Below are 22,306 nucleotides of genomic sequence, written 5' to 3'. Positions count from 1 at the left end.
CGCCCCGGGCGAACGCCTACGCGGAACGGTTCGTCCGCACGGTCCGGACCGAGGTCACCGACCGGATGCTGATCTTCGGCGAGCGGCACCTGCCCACCGTCCTGACCGCGTACGCCGCCCACTACAACGGACGACGACCCCACCGCGGCCGCAACCTTCAGCCACCACCGTCCGAGCACCCCATCGCCGACCTGACGAAGCGTCAAGCGCCAACCCATCCTCGGCGGCCTGATCAACGAATACGAACGAGCCGCCTAAAACCCCAGGTCAACACCGGTGACCGAGTTCTGGCACCCCACAGGCATCTCGACGCCCCGGTCGCCGTCAGGTTGCGCTCGGTGCGCCGACCACGAGCTTGGGTGGGGCGGGAGTTACTGGGCGGTGACGATCGCTTCGTCGGCGGTGCCGCTTGCGGTCACCTGTTCATCTTCATCCCCAGCAGGTTCTTCCCTGACCGCGGCAGCGGCGGCCTTGCCGCTCTTGAGGATCAGGGCGACGAAGCCGCCGACGACCGAGAGGGCGCCGGCGAGGACGCCGGCCCACCGGAGGCCGTAAACGATCTCGTCCAGCGTGGGCCCGGGGACCGCGTTGTAGTCGAGTCCGTGGTTGGCGACCGCGATCAGGGCGGCCAGGCCCACGGCGCCGCCGATCTGCTGGGAGGTGGAGGCCACCGCCGAGGCGACGCCCTGTTCCATCGGCGCGACACCCATGCCGGCCGCCGCGAAGGTGGCGGTGAAGCCGACGCCGCCGCCCAGGCCCCACAGGACCATGCCGGGCAGCATCGACCAGAACGAGCCATCCACAGCCATGACCACGCAGACGAGGGCCACGCCGCCGCCGTTGATCATCAGAGCCCCGGCCAGAGTGGCGCGGATGCCGAATCTGTTGAGCAGGACGGCCGTCACTGGTCCTCCGATCATGGAGAACACGCAGACGGGAAGGAATGCCAGGCCCGCCTCCGTGGGGCTGTAGCCGAGGACGGGCTGGAGGTAGGTGGTGAGCACGTAATAGCCGGTGGCGAGGGTGCCCATGAAGAGGAAGGCGACCGCCATGGTCGTGGCCAGGGTGCGGGTGCGCACCAGCCGCAGCGGGAGGAGCCCCTCCGGGGTGCGGGCTTCGGTCACCAGCAGGGCGACGAGGAGCACGCCGCCGATCACAATGGTGCCCAGCGCACGGACCGAGGTCCAACCGGACTCCGGGCCGCTGGCCAGGCCGAAGACGATGAGCGAGGAGCCTGCGGTGGCAAGCAGTGCGCCGGGCACATCGAACGCCTTGACGCCGCGCTTGACAGGCGCGTCGGCCGGCAGCAGTCGCGGCGCGGCCAGCAGGGCGATCAGCGCGAGCGGGACGTTGACGAAGAGGACGGACTCCCAGCCCCACCAGTCGGTGAACAGACCGCCGAGCAGGGAGCCGGCGGCGAGGCCGCCGCTGCCGACGGCGCCCCAGACGGCCAGGGCGCGGTTGCGCTCGGCTCCCTCGGCGAAGCCGCTGTAGATCAGCGTGAGGATGGCGGGAAAGAGCAGCGCTCCGCCGATGCCCTGCAGGGCACGCGCGGCCACGAGCAGCCCAGGTTCGGTGGCGAGCCCGCCGGCGAGGGACGAGACGCCGTAGATGGCGACGGCGACCAGGAAGATCCGGCGTGCCCCGAGCCGGTCGACCGCGCGGCCGCCGAACAGGAGCAGGCCACCGAAGCCGACGGCGTAGGCACTCACCACCCATTGCAGCGACTGGGCCGAGAAGTCGAGGTCGGCGCCGATCTCGGGCAGCGCCACGTACACGATGTTGTAGTCAAGTGCGATGATGAGCTGGGCAAACGCGATTAGTGCGAGCCTGCCTCCCGACCGCGCTGGCGACCGAGTCGGTGAATTAGTCATGGGGTCGTCTGTCTCCTACGTGGTGGCAGTGGGGAATGCGCCCCGGGGCACGGCAAGAACCGGGGAATTCCGCGCCCGCGGTCGGGCGACCAGGCTGAATATCCGACTGAATATCCGAGGCCGAGTTCCTGGCTTGTTCAGTTTTTTGGGCTGGTTCAAAGACCGGTCAGGACTCGGACGCGGTCGGCGGTGGCGCGCCGCCCGACATCGGTCTCCGGTCCCAACGCGTCGAACCCGTGGGGCGCCCCGGGGTGCACGTGCAACTCGGTGGAAACGCCGGCCGCCGCGAGCCGACGTGCATACTCGATGCTCTCGTCACGGAAGATGTCGAGCTCGCCCACCTCGACGTAGGCCGGTGGCAGGCCGGTGAGGTCGTCTGCTCGGGCCGGCGCCGCGTACGGCGGGACGTCGGGCCCGCCGTACGCGGCGCCGAGCAGCGCACCCCATCCGGTGATGTTGTCGTCGTAGTTCCAGCCCGCGAACGGTGCGATCGCGGGATCGGGCGTGGTGTTGCGGTCATCGAGCATCGGGTAGATCAGGATCTGTCGGGCCAGTGCGGGGCCGCCTCGGTCGCGTGCCAGCAGGGCCACCGCGGCGGCCAGTCCACCGCCTCCGCTGTCGCCCATGACCGCGATCCGTGCTGGGTCGACCCCGAGCTCGACTGCGTGGTCAGCCAACCACCGCAGCGCGGCGTAGCAGTCCTCCACCGGCGTGGGGTGGGAGTGCTCCGGGGCGAGGCGATACTCGACCGACAACATGGGGACACCGGTTGCCGATACGTATCGGGCGACCCACGGATCGTAGAGTTCGACACTGCCGAGAATCATTCCGCCGCCGTGGAAGTAGAGGACGGCCGATCCGGGCATCGACTCGCGCGCGGTATACCAGCGCAGGGCGATAGTGGCGCCATCGTGGGCGTTGGTCTGGTAGTCCGTGGTCGTCACGTCCTCGGGTGCAGGCAAGGCATCGATCATTTGCGCCAGCGCCGCTTCAACGCTCACCCGCCGCGTCTTCCAGTCACCCACCGGCGGGGGCTCGACTTCTGGCGCGGCTGCCAGGAACGGTGCTATGGCCACTGCGAGCTGGGGATCGAGTGCGAACGTCATGTGATTCCTTCCAGGGGTGTCCGTGGTAAGCCGGCGTTGGTGTCGAAGAAGGCATAGGCGTGCCGAATACGCCCGTTGCTGAAGACGGCGGCATCGGCATCGGAGCCGGTTGCGACGGGCATGCCTGCTCGGGGTGATCCGAACTCCCAAAAGAATCGGCCTTGGTCGGTGCTGGATGGCGATGACGATCTTTCCGTCGCCGGCGGCGAAGTCGTAGAGGGCCGGTCTGGCGGCATCGACGACCTGCGGCCTCCTGCCCGAGGCGGGAACCGGACGGGACAGCGTCGAACACCACAGCCCTGGACAACCCCGCGACCGAGGGCGCGGATCTCGTGCGCCGACCGTATCTCGTCTACCGACCGATTCCCGTGCAGTGCTTAGTTTCCATGCAGAGCACTATACAAGCGCGTCGTACGATGTCGAGTGTGGGAGAGCAGACACCAGGCCGACGGGCGCGGCTACGGGCGCAGACCACCGCCGAGATCCAGGCCATCGCGTTGCGGCACATGGCCGAGGGCGGCCCCGACGCCATCTCCCTGCGCGCCATCGCCCGCGAGATGGACATGAGCGGCAGCGCCATCTACAGCTACTTCGCCACCCGCGACGCGTTGATCGCGAGGCTCATCAACGACGTCTACACGTCGCTTATGGACGAGGTAGAGATCGCCCGCGACGCCCTCCCACCCGACGACATCGCTGGCCGGATCCTGGCCCTGGGGCAGGCCGTGCGCCGATGGTCGGTGGCCAACCCGGAACGCTTCCGGCTGATCTACGATCATCCGGCGCCCGGCCACCACGCGCCCGGCGACGGATCCACCTTCGACGCCGCCAAGCGGGCCTGCCTGGCGCTCACCGAGCTCGTCGCCGCCGCGTGGCCCCATGCCGAACCCGTCCAGCCCGTGGGCGACCATCAGTGGTCCGACTTCGCACCCGACCTGGTGACAGCCGTCCGCGACGCCTTTCCCGAGCTACCACCCGCCGGGGTCGCCCTCGCCATGCGCGTCTGGGGCCGCATGCACGGCCTCGTCGCACTCGAGGTCCACGGCCACCTCGGCCTCCTGACCAATGACCCCGCCGAGCTCTACCGCGTCGAGCTCCTCGACCTCATCAGATCGCTCGGGCTGGGCCAGGACATCGACAGGCCGGGGATCTCAAAGTCGGCGTCGCGAACGCCTCCACATTGAGCTGGTCGTAAGGCTGGTGGCCAAGAAGCGCGAAGGTGACCCTGTGGGGCTCCAGAACCCGGGTTTCGGCCTGTGAGCTGGTCTTTTGCGGTTGACGTGATCTTCTGTGGAAGTGGTCAGGCGGCGTTGCGATATTCGTTGATCATGCCGTCGAGGATGCGTGTGCGACGGACGGTGGACTCCGGGATTGGGGCGACTGCGGGTGGCGGGTCAGGTGCTGGCTGAGGGAGCGGTGGGGGCGGTGGGTGTTGAAATGCTCCGCGTAGCTGTCGAGGACCGACGTCAGGTGCCGTCCGGAGACGATCAGCAGCCTGTCGGTGCATTCCCGGCGGGCGGTGCCGATCCGGCGTTCCGCGATCGCGTTCGCCTGCGGGGCTTGCGGTGGTGTGCGCACCACGTCGATGCCGGCCCCGGCGAAGACAGCGTCGACGGAAGCCGTGAACTTCGTATCGCGGTCACGGAGGAGGAACCGGAACCGGTGGCTGCGCTCCTCAAGGTCCATCAGCAGGTTCCGTGCCTGCTGGGTGACCCAGGCCGTGGTCGGGTGCTTCGTGACCCCGAGGAGGTGGACATGGCGGGTGGCGTGTTCGACGACGAAGAACACGTAGATCCGTTGGAGGAACGCGGTGTCGACGGTGAAGAAGTCGCAGGCCAGGATGCCGGAGGCCTGGGTGCGTAGGAATGTGCGCCAGGAGGTGTCGGACCTGCGGGGTGCGGGGTCGATGCCGGCGCGGTGCAGGATCCGCCAGACGGTGGCGACCCCGACCGGGTAGCCCAGCCCGATCAGTTCTCCCTGGATCCGGCGGTGGCCCCAGGTCGGGTTCTCCTGCGCGAGGCGTAGGACCAGTTCGCGGATCTCCCGGCGGACCGGCGGCCGCCCGGGGGGGGTCTTGCGGGGGTAGGTCCATTTTCGTGCGAGGAGGTCACGGTGCCAGCGCAGCACGGTGGCTGGGGTGACGAAGAGCGAACCCCAGCGGGCCCGGGGGAGCAGCCGGGACAGGGCTGCGAGGATGACGCGGTCCGCCGGTTCCAGCGTCGGGCTGTTCGCCTGCCGTCGAAGCACCGCCACCTGATGTCGCAGGACGAGGAGCTCCACGTCTTTCGCGGTGTCGCCGCGCACGCGGAGCAGCATCAGTCCGAGAGCGTTGCGTGTCAGGGCGTGGAGCAGCGACCACACCATGACCATCCAGCCTGCCCGACGCGGGCCCCGTCCGGCAGACAAACATGCAGGTCACCGTCCAAATCTGGGTTCTGGAGCCCCACAGGGTATAGGTGTCCGATCGCCTCCGGGGGAAGGCCTATCGATCATCGGGTGAGACAGAAGCCCTGGTCAGGTCCTGCGGACGAGTTTCGGGCACCCACAACTCATCTCGACTGGTCCGTCGAGGACGCGGAGGCTGCCGTTCAGTTACCTATCCATCGGTAGAGGTATTCGGGTCGTCCACCGCTTCCGTATCGTTGGGATCGGTTCACCAGGCGTTGGTTCGTGAGCCGTTCGAGGTAGCGGCGCGCGGTGACGCGGGAGATGCCGACCGCGGCTGCCACCCCGGCTGCGGTCAGGTCCGCGGCGCCGGGTTTGGCGGCAGCTCTGCTGAGGTAGGCGACAACCGCGTCGAGGGTTTCTACCGACAGACCTTTCGGCTGGTGGACGGTGTCGGATTCAGCGCTTCGTAGTGTGGCCAGGGCTCGGTCCACGTCTCGCTGGCCGAGGACGTCGGCATCCGTGTGCGCGGTGATCTGGGTTCGGTAGGCTGCGTAGCGCTCGAGGCGGTCACGGAACACCGTGAAGGTGAACGGTTTGACGATGTACTGGACCACACCGTATGAGACCGCCGAGCGGACGGTGGGCAGGTCGCGTGCCGACGTTACGGCGATGACGTCGAGCGGCGCGCCGCCGCCGCGCAGGGCGCGGCAGATGTCGAGCCCGCCGATGTCGGGTAAGCGGAAGTCGAGCAGGACAAGATCGACGTTGCCCAGGCTGGCGAGGTGAAGGGCGTGACGGCCGCTGATGGCCACGTCGGTGACGACGAACCCGGGCAGCTTTTCGACGTAGCTGCGGTGGGCGTCGGCGATGACCTGGTCGTCATCGACGACGAGTGTGCGAATCGGCGCGCCGGGTCGGCTCATCATCGCGTGGGCAACCTCATCGGGCCGGAGTCATCGCCGTGGACATGTCGACGCTCCCGTGTTGCCGAGGGATGCGGACAGTGAACACCGCACCGCTGTCGCGACCCACCTCGATCTGGCCGCCGTGGCGCCGGACGACCTGCCGGACCAGGGCGAGCCCGAGACCTCGCCCGCGTGCTGCCTCGCCCGTTGACGTGCTCGTCTTGGTGGTCCAGCCGCGTTCGAACGCCGCCGCGGCCTGTGTCGGATCGAGGCCATGACCTGTGTCAGAGACCCGGACCGTCAGGCCGTCGGGCTCGGTACGCACCGAGACCGTCACCCGCCTCGGGGCCTCTCCTGCGACCGCGGCCTCGATTGCGTTGTCGATGAGGTTGCCGATGACCGTCACCAGCTCAGCCGCCTCGACGTCGAAGACCTCGAACCGGGTGTCGTCGGTGACGACGAGTTCCACGCCGCGCTCGGCCGCCTGGGCGGTCTTACCGAGCAGCAGGGCCGCCAGGACCGGCTCGTCGACGGCGGTCAGCATCCGGTCAGCGAGCTGCTGTGAGTCAGCGAGCCCGGCGGTGGCGAACTCGACGGCCTCGTCCAGCCGATCGAGCTGCATCAGGGTGACCACGATATGAAGCTGGTTCGCGGCTTCGTGGCTCTGGGCACGCAACGCATCCGCCATGCCCCGGACCGCGTCGAGTTCGCCGGTCAGCGCTTGGAGTTCGGTGGTGTCCCGGATCGTCGCGACACTGCCGAGCGGTTTCCCGTCGCGGACGGTGGGTTTCTGATTGACCGCGAGCATCCGGTCGCCGGCCAGCAGCACGGTGTCCTCGGCTGGACGACCACTGCCGAGTAGGTCCAGCGCCGCCGGATCAAGGCCGAGTTCCGCGACCGGCCGCCCATGGGCGTCCGACGGGAGGCCGAGGAGCCGGCGGGCCTCGTTATTGGCCAGGAGCACCCGAGCCTGGTCATCGACGATGAGAACCCCTTCCCGAACAGCGTGCAGCACGGTGTCGTGATGTTCGTACATCCTGGTGATCTCTACCGGGCCGAGGCCGCGAGTCTGCCGCCGAAGGCGGCGGTTGACCAGCACCGTGCCGCCCACCGCTAGCGCGACGGCAGCCAGTCCGGCAACCAGGAGTACCGGGAGTTGCCGGCCGGCCGTCTGGCTGACGTTCTCGACGGTGATGCCTGCGGCGACCAGAGCGGCAATCTTCCCATCGCTGACGGTGACCGGCACGACCGCGCGTACTGACGGGCCCAACGTTCCCGAGTAGGTCTCGGTGACCACCTCGCCTCGTACCGCTGGTTCGGTGTGTCCGAGGAAGCGCTGGCCGATTCGGGTCGGGTCAGGGTGGGTGTACCGGATCCCGACCGGATTCATCACGACGAGGAAGTCGACCCCGGTCCGGGCTCGGGTGGCCTCGGTCAGCGGCTGCAGCGAAGCGCTCGGATCGGCCGAGCTCAGGGCCGCGACCATCCCTGGAGCATGGGCGAAGGTCTCCGCGACCGCGACGGCGAGATCGCGTGCTTGGTGTTCCGCCGTGCGACGGGCCTGTAGCACCGAGGCGGCAACCGCAGCCACCACGAGGAGTACGACCACCGCGACCTGCAGGACGAGCACCTGGCCCGCGATGCTGCGCCGGCTCAGCCGCGTGCCGCGACCGCCGCCGGGGTCGTCCGCACCACCGGGTGTTGTGGCCATCGGCCCAGTGTGCCGGCCGGGACCAGTTGGCACCAGACGCCGTGAACAGTACGACCAAAACCGTGACCCATGATCGTGAACGCAGCCACTGTAACGCCACCACACGGGGCGGGTACACGGAACCGCCCGGCTAGGAGGCTCGCATGACCACGTTATCGGCCCCGTCGCGGACGGGACCCGCACGCCGGCGCTGGTACCGGCAGCTTTACGTCTGGGTGCTGGCGGGGATCGTCGCCGGAATCCTAGTGGGCCACTTCTCCCCAGGAGTCGGTGTCGACCTTCAGCCACTCGGCACGACTTTCGTCGACGCCATCAAAATGATCATCGCTCCCATCGTGTTCTGCACAGTGGTCGGCGGCATCGCGCAGGTCGACAACCTGCGCAAGGTAGGCCGGGTGGGGCTGAAGGCGTTCACCTACTTTGAGCTCGTCACCACCGCCGCGCTGGTGCTCGGGCTCGTCGTGATGAACGTGCTGCGTCCCGGTGACGGCGTCAACGCCGACCCGGACACGCTGTCGGTCAATGAGACCGTCGGCGGGTACATCGCACAGGGCGAGTCAAAGGGCTGGGGCGATCACCTGGCAGACGTTGTACCGGACAGCGTGGTCGGCGCGTTCGCCGAGGGCAAGGTGCTCCAAGTACTGTTCTTCGCCGTACTATTCGGCATCGCACTGAACCTCACCGGCAAGCAAGGTGCCGCAATCGCCGGCGGAATCGAGCGGGTCGGCCGCACCATGTTCCAGGTACTCCGGTTCATCATGTACGCGGCGCCAGTCGGCGCGTTCGGCGCCATGGCCTTCACTATCGGCAAGTACGGAATCGACACCCTCACCAGCCTCGGAAAGCTTGTCGCGGTCTTCTACGGCACGTCTCTGTTCTTCGTTGTCGTTGTGCTCGGCACGATTGCTGCGACCATCGGCGTGAACATCTTCAAGCTGCTGCGATACATCCGAGAGGAACTCCTGATCGTCCTTGGGACATCGTCCTCCGAATCTGTCCTTCCGCAAATCATGACAAAACTGGAGAGACTCGGAGCGCCACGCCAGGTCGTGGGTCTCACAGTTCCTACCGGATACTCTTTCAACCTGGACGGGACCTGCATCTACCTGACGCTCGCCAGTCTGTACCTCGCCCAGGCGGTCGGCGTCGACCTCTCCCTCGGCGAGCAGCTCACCATCATCGGTGTGCTGCTACTGACCTCCAAAGGCGCTGCCGGGGTCACCGGCTCCGGCTTCATCGTGCTCGCGGCGACGCTGTCGACCGTCGGGACAATTCCGGTCGCCGCCATCATGCTGATCTTCGGGGTCGACAAGTTTATGTCGGAGTGCCGGGCGCTCACCAACGTCTGTGGCAACACCCTCGCCACCCTCGTCGTCGCGAACTGGGAAGGCGTCCTCGACAAGGAGCAGATGCGAAAGGCGCTGAACGCGGGTCCGGACTACACACCGGACGTCACCGACAGGCTCGACGTGCCGGAGACGATCGAGACCGGGGAGCTACTTGAGGCACCGGCGCAGGCCCAACCCACTCTGGTCGGCGGTAACCGCTAACCGACAGGCCGGGCGGGAGACGTAGCCGTGCGCCGGCAGCGGCGCTGTCGCGTCGATGGGTCCGACGCGGCGCTGACCATCACACTCACCGCCCTCACAGTCAGCACGTCTGAGCTGTCGATCCGACACGTGCGCTGACATCCGCCGATAGCTGATCCTTCCGCCCGGCCGTACCACTGCCGTCACCGAAGGTCCACCGCCATGGTCACAGGCCCCGCAAACCCTGTCCTTGCCTTGTGGGGCTCCAGAACCCCGATTTGGGCGGTGACCTGCGTATTTGCCTGCCGGATGGTGTGGGGTGCCAGAAGTCGGCCTGGGCCTGTGAGCAGGGATGACCTGCGGTTTGACCACCGCCATGATCGTCACGTGCCGGAAGCGACGGGTTGTGGTCCGTACCGGCACTGCGGATCTCCTCAGCCGCGTAGGAGAGCCGCTCCTGCCGAGGCGGGTGACGACGGCACCCGCTGTGGGCCGGCTAAAGAAGGCCAGGTCAACGCCGGTGGCCGAGTTCTGGCACCCCACAGGCAGCGCATCACCAGCCAGCAGCCCCGGCTCTTCGCCCACTGGGCATGGGCCGCGGGATCCTGGTGGACAGGATGACAGGAGCCCGGTGACGAGAGATCGTCACGCCGGGATCTGTGGGAGCCCGGGGGTGAGATCCCCCCGGGCTACCCGACCCACGTTGCTACCCGCGTGGTCGGCTGCCGGCCATCATGGGTAGACCATCGACAGCGGCGCGAGCACAGCCACCTCGAAACGGGAATTGAAGGTCATGATGGGCGATACCAGCCGACTCGACGCAATCGCTGCCCGCCTGCTCACCGCGGAGCGCGCCAACCGTGGCGTCCGACACCTGGCCAACGCGGCGGTCGAAATCGGAGAGACGGTGGACACCGCCGGCGCTGTCGTCATCCTTTCCGAGTACCGCCAGGCGTACCGCGAGGTGCATGACGTGCTCACTAACGGTGACCCGGTCGATATCGTTTACCTGGCCTCACAGCTCGACCCATCCTGACCCGGTCTTCCAGGTTTACCTGCGTCGGCACTGTTGTGTCGTGAGGTAGACGCGCATGCTGGGGTCCGGCCGGCCGGTGGTCAGATGGCGTGGGTGAGCTCGGTGTCGATCATAACCAGGCATGTTCGGGACAACCCTCTCCAGAGGGTCGAGCCGCACATTGCCGGGCCTGCTCGAAATCATTTTTCGGGGCCCGGTCAAATGAGCGCGCATTGAGCGCTAGTGAAATTCTGAAATCGAATGCCGATCGGTTAGGTTCTCCAACCATGCAGGTCAAAGCAATTTTGATCAACTGGAGGCGCGGTCTATGACCATCATTCGAGCTGGTTAAAAGCCGGTTGCTCCGCAAATTGAGCAACCTGGCATACCTCCTGCGCGGATCCACCGTCGACCCTGTACTGGGAAGATGCATGCGCGTTGTGCGCGCGGACGTTCCGGTGCGGCCCGACATTCGCGGTGGCCATATGACGGTGGGTCACGGCGCGCGTCACCTACGAGCTCCGCGAGATCGGCCGGTGTGGCGAACGAACACCGGCCGATCCCCGTCCTCATTTCTGGGAGTGCCTGGAATGGGCTGGCTGGGCGACGCCGAGTCGGGGTCGCCCGTCCGGTTCCCTATCCGCATGTCGGTCCAGCGAAGTGATTGAACAGCGGGCAGCATCCCACCATGCAATCCCGGTCATCGTGGCCGCGTCGTTCCAGCTACCCGAGCGCACCGCCCAACGCGGACGTCCGGGCTGATGGTCGGGGCCATGGCCTGCTGGCCCCGACACTTGGTGTCATCCCGGGGTCGTGGCCCGCGCCCCGTGCGCGGACGCACGACGGCGAGGCCGCACGTTTCCGCTGGTAGACGGCCTGTCCCTGCGGTCAGGGATGGTGATCGTGGGGCCGGGGATGGTGGGGTAGCGGTTCGCATTGTGCACGGTTCTGTCCATGGAGGACGACATCACGGTGGTCGCGCAGGCGGCATCCGGGCCGGAGGCGCTGGTGACGGCCCGGCTCCACCGCCCCGACGTCGCGCTGCTCGACCTGCAGATGCCCGGCCTGGACGGCATTGCTGTCGCCCAGGCGCTGCACGCCGACCTGCCCGCGTGCGCCAACGTGATCGTGACCAGCCACGGGCGGCCCGGCTATCTCAGGCGGGCGCTCGCCGCCGGAGCGCGCGGCTTCCTGCCCAAGACCGTGTCCGTGCAGGTGCTCGCCGACGTGGTGCGGGTGGTGCACGGCGGCGGCCGGTACGTGGACCCGGAGCTGGCGGCCGAGGCGATCGCGGCCGGGGACAGCCCGCTGACGCCGCGCGAGGCGGAGGTGCCGGAGCTGGCCGCTGGCGGCGCGCCGGTGGAGGAGATCGCGGCACGGGTGTCGCTGTCGCGGGGCACCGTGCGCAACTACCTGTCGTCGGCGGTCGCAAGCTGGGCGCGGTCAACCGGCACGAGGCCGTCCAGCTCGCCCGCGTCCGCGGCTGGATCTGACCGGAGGCGGCCCCGCGAGGGATCATGCCCGCGCCGGCGGGCCTACTCGCGGACGCCGGCCAGCTCGGCGGGGCGGCGACGCAGCAGCAGCGCGGCCGGGATCACGCTGGCCAGCACGGCCGTGACCAGGCAGGTCAGGACGATCCCGGCGAGCGGAGCCCAGGGCACGGCCAGCGGCACGGACGGCGCGATGTCGGCCAGGCCGTGGCGGGCACCGAGCGCCGTGACCGCCGTGACGACCGCGGCCAGCAGCACCCCGATGCAGGTCACCAGCACCGCCTCGGTGCCGACCACCCACAGCACCTGACGGCGGGTGGCACCGGCGAGCCGGATGGTCGCGAACTCCCGTGCGCGGTCCCGGGTCGCCATCACGAGGGTGTTGGCGATCGCGATGCCGGTGTAGACGAGCGACAGGCCGAGCATGGCGACCGACGCCTGCCGGTTCACCCGTGCCTCCTCCTCGCCCGCCGCCGAGAGGTAGCTCCCGGTGTCGACCACCGTTCCGGCACCGGCGGCGGCCGCCGCGTGTACCTGTTCCAACGACGCGTCCGGTGCCAGCCGCAGGTAGACGACGTCGGCCACCGGGAGGGCGTGGCGGTCGCGCAGCCGCGACGGCAGCAGGACGGTCTCCGAGAGGTCGAGCTGCCTCTCGAAGACGGCCACCACCCGCAGCCGTGCCGGCGTCGAGTCACCGAGCCACAGCTCGGCCGTCTCGCCGAGCTCCCAGCGACCCTCCGGAACGGCGACCGTGTCGGTGCCGGCGAGGTCGGCCAGCGATCCCGCGACCAGGGGGACGTCGAGTACGGCGGCGAGGTCCGCGCCCGACGAGTAGTAGCCGGTCCAGCCCTCCGGCTCGTCGCCGTCCCGAACGTAGACCCGGCTCTCGGTGACGGGAACGGCGGCACTCACCCCGGGGACCTCGCGCAGGGCGGCGACGCTCGCGTCGGGCAGCCCCTTCCCGGTGACGGGGATGGTGAGTGCCTCGGCCGTGATCCGCTCCCGTGCCGTGTTCTGCGTCGCCGCCTGCAGGGTGCCGAGCCCGGTCAGGGTGGAGCCGGCAATCCCGACGGTCACCAGGATCGGCGCCGCGGTCGCGGCGGTGCGCAGCACGGCCGCCCGCGCGCCATGGCCGGCGAGCAGGCCCACCGCCCCCGACGACCCCGACAGCGGGGCACTGAGCAGCGACACCAGCGGTGGCACCACGAGCGGAGCGAACATCGCGCAGGCGACGATCAGGAACAGCGCCGTGATCATGATGAGCGCGACGGCGTCCGCGCTCGGGTTCGCCACCAGCACCGCGACCAGCGGCACGCAGCAGCCGAGAGCGAGCAGGCCGGCCAGCGCGCGCGCCGTCGTCATCGGCCGGCGGTCCACCGCCGCGTCGCGCAGCGCCTCGACCGGGCGCACCCGCCCCGCTCGCCGCGCCGCCACCCAGGCACCGAGCAGGGCCACGCCCAGCCCGGTCCCGAACGCGGCGGCCACCGGCCAGAAGACGAACCGGGCGGTGAAGTCGCTGGGCACGAACCCGGTGCGGGCCAGGCGCGCGGCGAAGTCCGGGGCGATCGCGGCTCCCAGGGCACCGCCGGCCAGCGAGGCGAGCACGCCGACGGTGAGGGCCTCGCCGAGCACGATCCGAAAGACCTGGCGGGGCGTGGCGCCGGCGGCCCGCAGCAGGCCGAACTCATGGCGCCGGGCCGTCACGGCGTAGGCGAACGTCCCGGAGACCACGAAGATCGACACGAAGCCGGCGAGCCCCGTGGTGGCGGCGAGCAGGGCGACCGCCTCCGTCCGCCGCTCGGCGTCGGGGTCCGGCTCGGCTCGGCGCCGGTCGTCGCCGGTGAGCACCTGAACGGAGCCGTCCTCGAGCGCGGTGTCGCCGACGACGGCGCGGGCGGCGTCGGCCAACGACATGACGGAGGGTGTGCTGGCGCCGGCCGGGCCGGTGCCCGGCGCGTTCAGCGCGACCGCCGCGACGCGGCCGTCTGCGAGCTCCTCGGCAACGGCGTCGGCGGTGTACAGCGCCGCCGGGGCGTCGGTGCGCAGCACGCCGCTGACCACGAAGCGCTCCACGCCGCGCCCGGTGACGACGGTGATCTCGGCTCCGGGACGGTGGGCGGTCGGGGCGCTGAGCACGACGTCCCGAGCACCACGGGGCGGCCCGCCCGCGACCCACCCGTAGGCGTGCAGGGCGGCGGCCGACCACGGGCGGACGGTGTCACCGGGCGCTCCGGGCGCTGTCGCGTACGCCGCGAAGTCCAGCACCAGGGAAGCGTCCAGGCCGGCCAGACGGTCGCGCAGGCCGCTCGGCAGCCCGCGCGCGGTGGCGGTACGCAGCGAGGCCGTCTCCCGGTCCTCGCCTGAACCGGTGGTGACACTGACAGTGCCGCCACCTGCCACGACCACGTCGGCATCGACGTACCAGGTCGGGCGGCCCCCGCCGCCCCCGACGCTGCTCACGAGGGTCAGCGCCATCGCGGCCAGCAGCGCCACGCCGAGCGTCAGCGCGACGAATGTGCCCACCAGGCTGCCCTTGCGGGCGCGGACGGTGTGCCAGACCAGCCGGATCATGGCCGCTCACCCACCGGCCCGGTCAGACGCCCGCTCGGCGGCTCACCCGCTCTGGCGCGCGTCACGGCCGCTGCCGTGGCCTCGGCCGGCTCGGCCGCGGGCTCGAGGCCGGCCAGCCGGGCGGCGACCGTCCGCGGAGTCGGATCGCGCAGCTCGCCCGCGGGCCGACCGTCGGCCAGGAACACCACCCGGTCCGCGTGGGAGGCGGCGACCGGGTCGTGCGTCACCATCACGATGGTCTGACCGTCCCGGTCGACCAGTCCGCGCAGCAACGTCAGCACCTCGCGGCCGGTCGTCGAGTCCAGCGCGCCGGTGGGCTCGTCGGCGAACAGCACCGACGGACGGGTCACCAGCGCCCGCGCGATCGCCACCCGCTGCTGCTGGCCGCCCGACAGCTCCGCCGGCCGACGCCGGCCCCGGTCGGCCAGGCCCACCGCCTCGAGCACCTCCCGGACCTCGCGCCGGCGCGGCCGCCGTCCGGCCAGCCGCAGTGGCAATGCCACGTTCAGCTCGGCGGTCAGGGACGGCACCAGGTTGAAGGCCTGGAAGACGAAGCCGACCCGGTCCCGGCGCAGCACGGTCAGCGCGTTCTCGCTCAGCCGGGCCAGGTTCTCGCCGTCGAGGAAGACCTCGCCCGCCGTCGGCCGGTCCAGACCCGCCGCGCACTGCAGCAGCGTCGACTTGCCCGAGCCCGACGGACCCATCACCGCGGTGAAGGTGCCGCGGACGAAGGCGAGCGTGACGTCGTCGAGCGCTGTCACGGCGGCGGTCCGTCGGCCGTAGACCTTGCTGACGCCGCGCAGCGCCACCGCCGCCGTCATGCCGACACCTCCCGCCGGGTGAGGAACCACTGGGCGACGAGCAGGTTCGGCACCCAGCACAGGAACGGCACGACGTGGTAGGCCCGGTCGAACGCGACGTCGGCGTCGGTGCCCGCCAGCCCGGTCTGCGTGGCGATCAGCACCCCCAGCCACAGCCGCAGGGTCACCGCGGCATAGGTCAGGGCGAACGCCCGCAGCGCCCAGCGCCGGTGGGCGGGGACGTCGCGGTGGCGGATGGCCCGCCACGCCGCGACGGCGAAGCTCACCCACAACAGCGCCAGCAGACCGAAGCCGGCGGTGCCGACCGGACCCGCGAGGTTCACCGACGCCAGCACGGCTCCCGCGACCCCGGCGACCAGGATGGCGTTGAGCGTGATCCGTCCGGCCGTCCGATGCAGCCTGGGTGCTCGGGCTCTCACCCGCGCGGAGAGCTGGACAGGCGAGAGCAGCAGGGCAAGTCCCCCGAACGCGACGTGCAGGTAGAACGCGATCTGGATCGGCGTCGGCCGGTCGACGTAGTTCAGCGCCAGGTCGCTGTCCTGCTCGGCCAGGGCCGTCAGGGACGTTGTCAGGTAGGGAAGCGGGGCGAACAGCGCGATGGCCACCGCGCTGAGCGCAAACCACCAGGCGGCGGCGTGGCCCCGGCCGCGGGCGGGGCCGGTGGAAGAGGCCAGGGTGGACATCGGGTGCCTCCGGGACGGGTTCAGGGGGCGGGTTCTGAGCAGGCTTGGAGCGGCTCGGGGCAGCTCTGGGGGAGGGGCGGACAGGCTGTGGACCGGGCTGGCCGTGGCGGTCTGCCCGCGCTGGGCGACCAGCGCCTCGGTCAGGGTCGCCGGGCGGGGGACCGGGGGTCGACACCCTGGCGGGTCGTATCGGCCCGCGTCTGGTCACCCTCGGCGTCACCCGCGCGGGTGACGCCGGCTGCCCGGCCTGGGGATGGCGTCACGGCCGCGAAGCCGGTCACGATGGGCTGTGTCCTCGGCCATGGTCGCTTCCGACGTCCTGTCCGTCCCGCCCGGCCCGCTGCCCCGGGAGGGCGCCGCCTCGCCCGGAGCCCGTCCGGGCCATCCGCTGTGGCGCGCGCGCCCGTACCGGGCCGACGTCTGGCTGGCGATCGGCTTGGCGGTCGCGACGATCACGGTGACACTGGTCTCGTCCGGTCGGGCGCCCTACCACCCGCCGGACGCGGTCACGGCCGCGCTGGCCACGGTGTCCGCGCTGGCGCTGGCCTGGCGGCAGGCCGCGCCGCTCGCCGCGATGGCGGTGACGTCGACGATCGTCGCGGTCAACGCCGCGGCCGGCTACGCCGTCGTGGCCGTCCAGTGGCCAGCGTGGCTGGCCCTGTTCGGCTGCTTCTCGGTGGGCGGCCGTGGTGTCCGGATCGCCAGCACCGCGCTGTGCGTCATGGCCGTCGGCGGCTACGCCCTCTTCGACCGCGGTGCCCTGACGGTCGAGGACATGGCCGGGATCACGATGTCCTTCCTCATCGCGACGGTCGGCGGCGACGCCGCGCGCAGCCGCCGCGCGGTCGCCGCGGCGCAGCACGCCCAGGTCCGCGGCGAGGCACGGGAGCAGGCGCTGGCCGCCGAGCGCCTGCTGCACGAGGAAAGAGGCCGGCTGGCGGGCGAGCTGCACGACGCGCTGGGCCACACCGTGAACGTGATGGTGTTGCAGGCGGGCGTCGCGCGGCGGCTGTTCGCGGAGAACCCGGCCTTCGCCCAGCAGGCGCTCGCCGACATCGAGAACGTGGGCCGGGAGGCGCTGGGCGAGCTGGACCGGATGCTGCGGGTGCTGCATCCGGTCCAGGACCCGCGCCAGGGCGACGAGGGCCTCGACGTGAGTGACGACGACCCGGACGACACCCACGGCCAGGCGGGCGCCCAAGGACTGGCGGCGCTCGCCGACCGGATCCGCGCCACCGGGCGGGAGGTGGACCTCGACGCCGAACCCGTCGACCTGTCGGCGGGCAGCGAGCGGGTGCTGTACCGGATCGTGCGGGAGGCGCTGACCAACGCCGTCCGGCACACCGACACGGGACGGATCCGCGTTCGGGTCAGCCGGGTCGCCGACCAGATCCGGGTCGAGGTGTTCAACGAGGGCGCCGGGTTCGCCTCCCCGGTGCCGGGCCGGGGGCTGATCGGCATGCGGGAGCGGGCCCGGCTCGAGGGCGGGTCGTTCGAGGCCGGACCCGTCGAGGGCGGCTTCCGGGTGCTGGCCACCCTCCCGACGCACCCGGCCACCGGCTCGTGATCACCGTGCTGCTGGCCGACGACGACGGCCTGGTGCGCAGCGGGCTGCGGGCGTTGCTGGACGCCGAGCCGGACATCTGTGTCGCCGCCGAGGCGGCCACCGGAGAGGAGGCGGTGCTGGCGGCACGCAGCTACCGGCCCGACGTCGTGCTCATGGACGTGCGCATGCCCCGTCGGGACGGCGTCTGGGCGACGTCCCAGATCACCAGCTGGCCGCATCCCCGGCCGCGGGTCCTGGTGCTGACCACCTTCGACGTCGACAAGGTGGTCGAGGACGCCCTCGCCGCCGGCGCCGACGGCTTCCTGCTCAAGCGGGCCACCCCTGAGCAGCTGATCGACGGCATCCGGGTGGTCGCCGCGGGCGACGCGCTGGTCGCCCCCGCGGTGACCCGCCGGCTGCTGGCCACGCTCGCCCGCCGTCGCGTGCCCGACCGCGAGCTGCTGACGCGGGCCGACCAGCTGACCGACCGGGAGGCGGAGGTGCTGCGGGCACTGGCCGAGGGCAGGTCGAACACCGAGATCGCGGCCGTCCTGAACCTGTCGGTCGAGACGGTCCGCACCCACGTCAAGCGGATCCTCAGCAAGCTGGGTGTCCGGGACCGCACCCAGGCGGTGGTGTGGGCGTACCGCGCCGGGTTCGTCGACATGACGGCCCCCGGCCCCTGACCCGCACACCGCCCACCTTCCCCCGGTGACCTGGGCCATCCCGGCTTCGAGCGGTTCAGGCACCGGATCACCATCGCCGGTGAGGTGCCCGTCGGTGTCGACGGCCGCCCGTCGCAGCCCCGCGAAGGTTGTGGGGTGCCAGAAGTCGGCTTGGGCCTGTGACCTGGGCTGACGCGGCGGAGCAGGCTGCCGGCATGATGGTCGACTATGTCCATCCGCCTGCTCTATCTGATCTTCGTTCGGGTGTGCGGCTGGCTGGTCCTCCTCGGTCGTTCGTCGGCGTCGAAGGACATCGAGCTGCTCGTGTTGCGGCACGAGGTCGCGGTGCTGCGCCGTACCCAGCCCAAGCCGCGGTGGGACTGGGCGGATCGCGCGGTGCTCGCCGCACTGATCAGGGTTCTCCCCAAGACGCTGCGAGCGCACCGGCTGGTCACCCCCGGCACCGCCCTGCGGTGGCACCGCCGTCTGATCACACGGAAATGGACCCATCCGCAGCGGACGGGACGACCACCGGTCAGCACGGAGATCGCCACCCTCATCGAACGGCTCGCGACCGAGAACACGACGTGGGGGTACCAGCGGATCCAGGGCGAGCTCCTCAAGCTCGGCCACCGGGTGAGCGCCTCCACGATCCGCCGGATCCTGAAGACCCTCGGGCTGCCACCGGCGCCCAGGCGGCAGATCGACACGACGTGGCGGCAGTTCCTGCGCACCCAGGCCTCGACCATGCTGGCCGTCGACTTCTTCCATATGGACTGCGCCGTGACGCTGCGGCGGTTGTACTGCTTCTTCGTCCTGGAGGCCGGCTCCCGCACCGTCCACATCCTCGGAGTCACCGCCCACCCGGACGGCCCGTGGACCACCCAACAAGCCCGGAACCTCCTCATGGACCTCGGCGACCGGACGGCCGACTTCCAGTTCCTGGTCCGCGACCGGGCCGGGCAGTTCACCGCGTCGTTCGACGCGGTCCTCGCCGACGCCGGCATCACCGCCGTCAAGATCCCACCCCGAACCCCGCGGGCGAACGCCTACGCGGAACGGTTCGTCCACATGGTCCGGACCGAGGTCACCGACCGGATGCCGATCTTCGGCGAGTGGCACCTGCGCACGGTCCTGACCGCGTACGCACGGCACTACAACGGACGACGACCCCACCGCGGCCGCGACCTTCAACCACCACGGCCCGACCACCCCGTCGCCGACCTGGCCAGGGAACGGATCAAGCGCCAGCCTGTCCTCGGCGGCCTGATCAACGAATACGAACGAGCCACCTAAAACCCCAGGCCACCACCGGTGCCGAGTTCTGACACCCCACACGCCATCGCCCAGGCGAACGGACTACCTGTGCCGTGAGCGGGGACGGCGCTTGCTCAGTCCTGCCGGCCCTTGGGGGTCGGGTCCGCTGCCCACCACTGGTGGTCGAACCGGGCAGCCATGCCTGGTTCCCGGACGGTTCTCCCGGCCGAGCATGAGGCGGGGGCTCTTGCGTACTACGGGCGGATGCGGGGACGTGCAACCTCGACAGGACTGAGGAGGCGCCGTCCCCATGAGCATCGCTGTGCTCGTCATGACCGACGGTCGAGACGAGCACCTTGACCGCGCCGTGCAGTCGGCCAGCTGGCACCTCGGTGGACCCATCACGGAATGGTTCATGCACGACGACTCTGGCGACGATGACCACCGAGCCCAGCTCGCCAAGCGGTACCCGCAGTTCGTCCAGCTGGGTATCGGCCCGCGGCGCGGTTTCGGTGGCGCCATCAGCTGGGCCTGGAGCGTCCTCAGCATTAACCGGGCCCTCGACTTCGCCTTCTACGTCGAAGACGACTTCGTCTTCCACGTCGAAGACGACTTCATCTTCCATCAGCCCGTCGACCTAGGCGCCATGGCCGATGTGCTCACCAGCCGGCCCCACCTCGCCCAACTCGCACTCCGCCGACAGCCATGGAACGACGCCGAGCGGGCCGCCGGCGGGATCGTCGAGCAGCACCCCGACGACTACGTCGAGCAGACCGACGAGGACGGCAACGCCTGGCTCGAGCACCGCCGGTTCTTCACCACGAACCCGTGCCTGTACCCGCGGGAACTGTGCTCGGCCGGCTGGCCGGCTGGGCCCGACTCCGAGGGCCGGTTCGGCCTCCGACTACTCGAGCACGGCCTGCCCTGGGGTGTCTCCGGGGCGGACGTCCGCATGGGCTTCTGGGGCGCACGGGACAGCGGCGAATGGGTGGAACACATCGGCGTCCAGCGTGCTGGAACCGGCTACTGAAGGGGATGCCATGAAAAAGATCGCTCTCATTCTCGCTGTCATCGCAGCCTGCCTGGCCGTAGGCATCGTGGCGGCGCGAGCCAGACCACCGGCGTGCTCACCCTCTCCGTGACCCGCGCCGGCACCCAGCTCGCCACCGCCGACCCCGGGATCAGCTACACCGCCGGCGCCTGTGGGGCTCCAGAACCCCGATTCTGCCTGTGATCTGGTCTTTTGCGGTTGACAGGATCTTCCGCGCAAGTGGTCAGGCGTTGCGATATTCGTTGATCTTGCGCCACGAGCGTGAAGGGAGACTCTGATCTTGAGATAGACAGGGATCTTCTGGAGCGGTGCTCCATGGGAGATGGAGGTATGGCCCTCCGTGGCCGCCATGCGGGGGGTGGCCGCAAACCACCGTCAGCGGCGTCGTCTCAACGGGCGGGGTCGTGAGCGTGACGGAAAAGGCCCGGGGAGGACCGGGTCAGGTGCGGGTCGGGAAGGCGAGCGAGAGCGAACCACTGTCGAAGTGTCGAAAGAATATGGACAACGTCAGAACCGAGGTCGTGATCAAGGCTTCGGGATGAGTCCGGGGGATACCCGTTTACTGCCCGGGCGGCGTTCGGCATGTAGGTGGCGCGAGTCCGATCCTGGCTCCTGTGGGGAACGTGGGAACCTTACGCCTCCGCGGTCCGACCGGGCTTGCCTGGCTGGGTGAGGGAAACCCCAAGCGGCGGAAACCGTGAGGGGCGAGTACCGAATGGGGAGACGAAGGGGCGGACCGCCTCGTAGTAGTGGTGAAGCCTCTGTAATGGGGGTGGAGCGAAGGGGGCGGGCTGTCCGGTGACAGTACTGTCGGTCAACCGTGGATGCGGGAGGAGCCGGTCGGCGTGTCACAGCCGAAGCCGTTTGACATTGACAGGCGTCTGTTTGTGGAGGCGTTAGAGAAGGTGCGGGACAACAGGGGAGTGGCGGGAGTCGACGGCGTGACGGTGGCCATGTTCGAGGAGAGGCTGAAAGGCAACCTCTACAAGACGTGGAACCGGATGTCGTCGGGCACCTACTTCCCGCCGCCGCTGCGCGAGGTGGTGATACCGAAGCCGGAAGGCGGCCAGCGGACGCTGGCGGTGCCGACCGTGGCGGACCGGGTCGCCCAGACGGTGGCCGCGCTGGTGCTGGGGCCGAGGACGGAGCCGGGGTTCCACCCGGACTCGTACGGCTACCGGCCAGGCCGGTCGGCGTTGGGCGCGGTCGCCGCGGCGAGGCAACGCTCGTGGAAATATTCCTGGGCTATCGATCTGGATATCCGGGGGTACTTCGACAGCATTCCGTGGGACAAGCTGATGGCAGCGGTGAACACCTACCTGGATCCGGAGACCCGCTGGATCGGCCTGTATGTGGAGCGGTGGATTGCGGCCCCGCTGGTCAGGGCCGACGGGGTCACCGTGGAGCGGACGAGTGGATGCGCACAAGGCGGTCCGCTGTCGCCCCTTTTGGCTAACATTTTCGGGCACTATGTGTTCGACCGGTGGATGGCCAGAAAGTACCCGGCCGTCCCGTTCGAGCGCTACTCCGACGATGGTGTGCCACGAACGCTGAGGGAGGTTCCGGTGTAGGAGACGGAGCGCCTGAGAGCGGTGTTGCACTGGAGATGGAGGTTGGCCCTCCGGGATCGCCCTGCAGGGGGAGGTCCCAAACCGCCGCACGCCGCTGCGGTTAAGAGCGTGTCTCAGGTGGGG

At 70.0% G+C, this 22,306-nt stretch carries 15 protein-coding genes and 3 pseudogenes; 10 read left to right on the top strand and 8 right to left on the bottom strand.

What is annotated here, in order from left to right; all coding sequences use genetic code 11:
• Positions 1 to 258 (top strand): annotated as a pseudogene (locus E0504_RS44160) (integrase core domain-containing protein); the annotation flags it as partial.
• Positions 259 to 371: 113 nt separating this feature from the next.
• On the opposite strand, the gene E0504_RS44155 reads toward E0504_RS44160, so the two are convergent.
• Entirely contained in the window at positions 372 to 1,874 is a 1,503-nt protein-coding gene (locus E0504_RS44155) for an MFS transporter (protein WP_112104964.1), read from the bottom strand.
• Between the two features lie 155 nt (positions 1,875 to 2,029).
• Positions 2,030 to 2,980 (bottom strand): alpha/beta hydrolase, encoded by a 951-nt coding sequence (locus tag E0504_RS44150; protein ID WP_112104965.1) that lies wholly within the window; start codon positions 2,978 to 2,980, stop codon positions 2,030 to 2,032.
• Between the two features lie 425 nt (positions 2,981 to 3,405).
• Here E0504_RS44150 and E0504_RS44145 point away from each other — a divergent pair, with 425 nt between their 5' ends.
• Positions 3,406 to 4,164, top strand: a complete 759-nt coding sequence (locus tag E0504_RS44145; RefSeq protein WP_373694003.1) for a TetR/AcrR family transcriptional regulator — start codon at positions 3,406 to 3,408, stop codon at positions 4,162 to 4,164.
• 116 nt (positions 4,165 to 4,280) lie between these two features.
• Here the strand turns inward: E0504_RS44145 and E0504_RS44140 are convergent.
• The 3 genes and pseudogenes from E0504_RS44140 to E0504_RS44130 all read right to left on the bottom strand — a co-directional run bounded on the left by E0504_RS44140 (position 4,281) and on the right by E0504_RS44130 (position 7,984).
• Positions 4,281 to 5,386: pseudogene (locus E0504_RS44140) on the bottom strand (integrase core domain-containing protein).
• A gap of 182 nt (positions 5,387 to 5,568) precedes the next feature.
• A complete protein-coding gene (locus E0504_RS44135; RefSeq protein WP_112104967.1) occupies positions 5,569 to 6,294 on the bottom strand; it encodes a response regulator in 726 nt (241 codons plus the stop codon).
• A gap of 13 nt (positions 6,295 to 6,307) precedes the next feature.
• Positions 6,308 to 7,984, bottom strand: a complete 1,677-nt coding sequence (locus tag E0504_RS44130) for a sensor histidine kinase (protein WP_112104968.1) — start codon at positions 7,982 to 7,984, stop codon at positions 6,308 to 6,310.
• A gap of 143 nt (positions 7,985 to 8,127) precedes the next feature.
• Between E0504_RS44130 and dctA the strand changes: the two genes are divergently transcribed.
• The 3 genes and pseudogenes from dctA to E0504_RS44110 all read left to right on the top strand — a co-directional run bounded on the left by dctA (position 8,128) and on the right by E0504_RS44110 (position 12,021).
• Positions 8,128 to 9,534: a C4-dicarboxylate transporter DctA gene (gene dctA / locus E0504_RS44125; RefSeq protein WP_112104969.1), complete on the top strand. Its 1,407-nt coding sequence runs from the start codon at positions 8,128 to 8,130 to the stop codon at positions 9,532 to 9,534.
• 772 nt (positions 9,535 to 10,306) lie between these two features.
• Positions 10,307 to 10,549 (top strand): hypothetical protein, encoded by a 243-nt coding sequence (locus E0504_RS44115; RefSeq protein ID WP_235013665.1) that lies wholly within the window; start codon positions 10,307 to 10,309, stop codon positions 10,547 to 10,549.
• Between the two features lie 915 nt (positions 10,550 to 11,464).
• Positions 11,465 to 12,021, top strand: a pseudogene (locus E0504_RS44110) (DNA-binding response regulator).
• A 42-nt stretch (positions 12,022 to 12,063) separates the two neighbouring features.
• Here E0504_RS44110 and E0504_RS44105 read toward each other — a convergent pair.
• The 3 genes from E0504_RS44105 to E0504_RS44095 are packed head-to-tail and all read right to left on the bottom strand — an operon-like array spanning position 12,064 to position 16,093.
• The gene (locus E0504_RS44105) at positions 12,064 to 14,589 is read right to left on the bottom strand and encodes an FtsX-like permease family protein (RefSeq protein ID WP_131627430.1); all 2,526 of its coding nucleotides are present in this window, start codon (positions 14,587 to 14,589) and stop codon (positions 12,064 to 12,066) included.
• Positions 14,586 to 15,410 carry an ABC transporter ATP-binding protein gene (locus E0504_RS44100; protein ID WP_131627428.1) on the bottom strand — a complete coding sequence of 275 codons (825 nt, stop codon included), beginning with the start codon at positions 15,408 to 15,410 and terminating at the stop codon, positions 14,586 to 14,588. Before E0504_RS44100 ends, E0504_RS44105 begins: the two co-directional genes overlap by 4 nt.
• Positions 15,407 to 16,093, bottom strand: a complete 687-nt coding sequence (locus E0504_RS44095) for a DUF2306 domain-containing protein (protein ID WP_131627426.1) — start codon at positions 16,091 to 16,093, stop codon at positions 15,407 to 15,409. Before E0504_RS44095 ends, E0504_RS44100 begins: the two co-directional genes overlap by 4 nt.
• Positions 16,094 to 16,382: 289 nt before the next feature.
• Here E0504_RS44095 and E0504_RS44090 point away from each other — a divergent pair, with 289 nt between their 5' ends.
• The 5 genes from E0504_RS44090 to E0504_RS44070 all read left to right on the top strand — a co-directional run bounded on the left by E0504_RS44090 (position 16,383) and on the right by E0504_RS44070 (position 22,183).
• On the top strand, positions 16,383 to 17,660 hold the full coding sequence (locus E0504_RS44090) for a sensor histidine kinase (protein WP_243657909.1): 1,278 nt from the start codon (positions 16,383 to 16,385) through the stop codon (positions 17,658 to 17,660).
• On the top strand, positions 17,657 to 18,325 hold the full coding sequence (locus tag E0504_RS44085) for a response regulator transcription factor (protein WP_112109230.1): 669 nt from the start codon (positions 17,657 to 17,659) through the stop codon (positions 18,323 to 18,325). The genes E0504_RS44090 and E0504_RS44085 overlap by 4 nt, the downstream gene beginning before the upstream one ends.
• Before the next feature lie 207 nt (positions 18,326 to 18,532).
• A complete protein-coding gene (locus E0504_RS44080) occupies positions 18,533 to 19,600 on the top strand; it encodes an integrase core domain-containing protein (protein WP_131627424.1) in 1,068 nt (355 codons plus the stop codon).
• Positions 19,601 to 19,871: 271 nt separating this feature from the next.
• On the top strand, positions 19,872 to 20,591 hold the full coding sequence (locus E0504_RS44075; RefSeq protein WP_112109305.1) for a hypothetical protein: 720 nt from the start codon (positions 19,872 to 19,874) through the stop codon (positions 20,589 to 20,591).
• Positions 20,592 to 21,457: 866 nt separating this feature from the next.
• The gene (locus E0504_RS44070; protein WP_243657908.1) at positions 21,458 to 22,183 is read left to right on the top strand and encodes a reverse transcriptase domain-containing protein; all 726 of its coding nucleotides are present in this window, start codon (positions 21,458 to 21,460) and stop codon (positions 22,181 to 22,183) included.
• Positions 22,184 to 22,306 lie beyond the last annotated feature (123 nt).

This window comes from Parafrankia sp. BMG5.11 (assembly GCF_004337455.1).
This window is presented reverse-complemented; position numbering and strand designations above follow the sequence as displayed.